Annotated in this window: 4 protein-coding genes; all 4 read right to left on the bottom strand. The window is 42.0% G+C overall.

Translation table 11 applies throughout. The features are described 5' to 3' along the window. Positions 1 to 3 precede the first annotated feature (3 nt). Positions 4 to 405, bottom strand: coding sequence for a biopolymer transporter ExbD (locus A3761_RS06855; RefSeq protein WP_068553323.1), 402 nt, complete (start codon positions 403 to 405; stop codon positions 4 to 6). Between the two features lie 74 nt (positions 406 to 479). Continuing rightward, positions 480 to 1,115, bottom strand: a complete 636-nt coding sequence (locus A3761_RS06850) for a MotA/TolQ/ExbB proton channel family protein (RefSeq protein WP_068553322.1) — start codon at positions 1,113 to 1,115, stop codon at positions 480 to 482. 81 nt (positions 1,116 to 1,196) lie between these two features. After that, a complete protein-coding gene (locus tag A3761_RS06845; RefSeq protein WP_197470087.1) occupies positions 1,197 to 2,513 on the bottom strand; it encodes a MotA/TolQ/ExbB proton channel family protein in 1,317 nt (438 codons plus the stop codon). A 35-nt stretch (positions 2,514 to 2,548) separates the two neighbouring features. Continuing rightward, positions 2,549 to 3,367 (bottom strand): DUF3450 family protein (locus A3761_RS06840; RefSeq protein WP_068750023.1); only part of this gene is annotated, 819 nt, incomplete at its 5' end.

The following is a 3,367-nucleotide window of genomic DNA, read 5'->3' as shown; positions in this document are numbered from 1 at the left end:
TACTCAGGACTCTTGCTCGGTGGCGACACCGACATCAGTCGCGCCGGAAAGTTTACATTGGTCAATAACCTCCAAAACTAGCTTCGCCGGTACGTTCTCATCGGTTACAACCAGTACCGACTTATCTGTACTAACGCGCAACATGTCGCGAAGTTTACTCTGCAGGCTGTAAATTCTGACAGGCTGATTATCGACATAGACATCACCTAACTTATCGATGAATACGCGTGTGGCCTTGGTTGATGCCGCTGCGGCGCTCGATGCACTGGGTCGGTCTAGGTCCAGCTTCATATCTTTTACAAAGGTTGTGGTAACCATAAAGAAGATCAATAGGATAAATACCATATCAATCAAGGGTGAAATGTCGATCTGACCTTCTTCTTCAGTTTCTTGTCTATATCTCATGGCTCATGCCTCGTTTTAAATCTTGTGTTACCAGGCCCCATAACAATTCAGTGCCGGTATATATGAGTCAGTTATTAAGCTTGCTGTTGACGCTTGCTACTCTCTTTAGATCTTGCAACAACCAGGTCGCGGATCTGGTCAAGCTCACGATAAATATTCCTTTCCTTTCGCTCGATGATCCTTCCGATCATTAAGCCAGGAATAGAAATCGCTAATCCCATTTGAGTGGTAAACAATGCCTTACTAATGCCCCCGGCAATACCACCTGACTGGCTAAACAAGGCCATATCGCCTAGCGAATTAAACGTTTCAATCATGCCATCTACGGTACCGAGCAAACCAAGCAGTGGTGCTACAGCAACCAATGAGCGAACTAGCGTTTTATGTTTGCCCAAGCCTTCTTTAATAATTGAAAACTCTTCATCTATCAGCGCTTTCAAAAGCTCCGGAGATGAAACCGTTCGCGAGGTATCCATCGCAAATTTAGCCGCTTCAGCCGTCGTAGATTTAAGTTTTAAAAATTTCTTTTTTTGCTTTTTTGCCCGACGAACCAAGTCTCGAGGGTTATGTTGCGCCGAACGAATATTCATCGCTCTGTAGACCAAGGCGAACCACAACAAAATAGAGACAAAAATGAGAGGCAACATAACAAAGCCCCCCATCTCGTAGTATTCGAGCAAGGTACTGGTATTGGGGATAATTTCTAACATTCGTGTTCCCTATAAACAGAATCTAATAATCAATGGAAAGCTTGCTACCAAGACCCAAGGCCTAGGTAGCTATGAGCTTAATTACACATTTGTCGATTCTTTATGGGTGTTTATCACGTTGAGCGCTGCACGCTCTAGGCCGTTCTTGGTGCGAAGTGCCCAGCTAGACAACATATTACCTATCAGCAACAGCGGGATCGCAACGATCAAGCCAAACTTAGTTGTCACCAAGGCTTCAGATATACCCGTTGATAGTAACTTGGGGTCACCCGTACCAAATTCGGTAATGATATCGAAGGTACCGATCATGCCGGTAACCGTACCTAGCAAGCCAAGCAAAGGCGAAACCGCTGCAATAACAAGTATTGCTGAGCCGAAACGATCTATTTTGGAGCTTTCGAACAAGATTGCTTCTGAAATAATATCTTCGATATGGTCTCGCTCTTTCTTGATATTACGAAGCGTTGCAGAGATAACTCTATTAGCACTGCTTGCGTTTTTCTTACACGCTTTTAGTGCCGCATCGATTCCATCACTTTCAACGAGTTGATTGACTCTAACGGTATTCTTTTGGATATCAGAACCAAGCATAATCAAGAAGATAATTCTTAGAGCAACTAAAGCTAAACCTAACAAGCCAATTGCAAGAATGATCTTACCTATCAAGCCACCTGCTTTAATATCATCAGAGAAACCTTTTTCTGCCTGTTTCTCTATCGCCAGATCAACATTGTCGAATAGGAATACGGGGATATTTGATTCGCCACCCAAGACACCTTGAATAGATTGGGACGACTCAGTATCCCAAACTTTAAACTTAGCATTGCCGCTTGGCGCTAGTACGCCACCATTTTCAGCATCCAAGCCAAAGCGAGCGATACGACCAACATTCAAGACTTCTCCGTTAACTTCTTTACCGGAAACATCAAAATAAGTTGCCTGAGCCTTATTTACACCACTATCAGAATGCAATGTCTTCGCAGCTTCTTTAAACGCCTGCCCTAATTGCTTATCCATATCTAAGGCTTCATCAACATTTACACCCAGCTTACTCAAACTTGAGCGAGCCTGTATAAGAGTTGTTTCAAGCAGTAATTGGTCATTCTCATTGAAGTCGACATCACGCGAGGCTTCGACAATATCCTGATTGAGACGATCGACCTGATTCTTTTTCTTTAAATAGCTTTTTTGCAGGCCATCAATATCACCCTGAAGTTTCTTCAAGGTAATTTCCTGAGATTCGGACAACTTAACCAAGCGTTGCTCTAAAGCCTTTTTCTCAGCGACCAGATAAGCATATTCCTTCTGATATGCCTGCTCTAGCTCTCCTGCCTGAACAGTAAATGATAAGCTGAAAACCACCATCATTAGCGATAATAATCGTATTAAGTTACTCATATTCATTACATCAAATATCCGTGTTAGGCCTAAAATTAATTCGAGGAAGTGTTAGCAGGAAGAAAGTTAGGTACCTTGAACAATCCGTTGCGGATGTTCTTATTGAAAGAATCAAATAAATAATCAAGTTCGCGTAGATTTTCACTTCCGCTTATTGAAGCTTGATTCCATCCGCTACTCTCTTGCTTAATCACCCCATATTCACCATCAGAGGTTTTGAAAAACATCGCTATTTTTCCTAAGCGTAAAACCTTAACTAGCTTGTCTTCACCCGAAATAAACAGCGACTCATTATAAATACCACTGCTTCGACCCAGGATTAACTCATCTTCTACAAAGGCCCATAGCTGATTAGCTGCTTTGTTAGGCGTGATAATATTTGTAATTAAGCGATGCTCAATATCATCTAAGGCTTTCAAGCGCTGCGGCAACTTAAATGGAATCGAATCAGCTAGAGAAACCTTAAGCTCTGCAATAACATTTTTAAGAACCGGGCTAACCTCGTCGTAGGCTTCAAACTTATCTTTATTAGCTGTTTGAAGTTTTTCTAGCTCGCGCTGTAGGTCTTTGATATTCAACTCAGAACGGCTAATCTTTACATCCAAGTCAGATTTTTGGTTAGAGTAAGACCGTATCTGATCATTGAAACTATCTTTCTTGAAGTTGATTTCATCGTGCAAAGACGAGATCTGCTGACGTATCTCAACCAATTCCTGAGAGATATTTTCAAGGGAATCTAAATTAGTATTTGCTGCGTAAGATGTGGCGCCAGCAAATAGCAACGTTAGTGAACTAAGCTGTGCGACGGATCGAATTTTGGATGATAGCTTCAAGGTTCCAACTCTCATAATTTT

Source organism: Oleiphilus sp. HI0123 (genome assembly GCF_001635315.1).
The sequence above is the reverse complement of the archived record's forward strand: the minus strand, read 5'-3'. Positions and strand labels throughout refer to the sequence as shown.

Coding starts and splice junctions, on each gene's coding strand:
- A3761_RS06845 (WP_197470087.1), bottom strand. CDS start 2,513: ATGAGTAACTTAATACGATTATTATCGCTAATGATGGTGGTTTTCAGC.
- A3761_RS06850 (WP_068553322.1), bottom strand. CDS start 1,115: ATGTTAGAAATTATCCCCAATACCAGTACCTTGCTCGAATACTACGAG.
- A3761_RS06855 (WP_068553323.1), bottom strand. CDS start 405: ATGAGATATAGACAAGAAACTGAAGAAGAAGGTCAGATCGACATTTCA.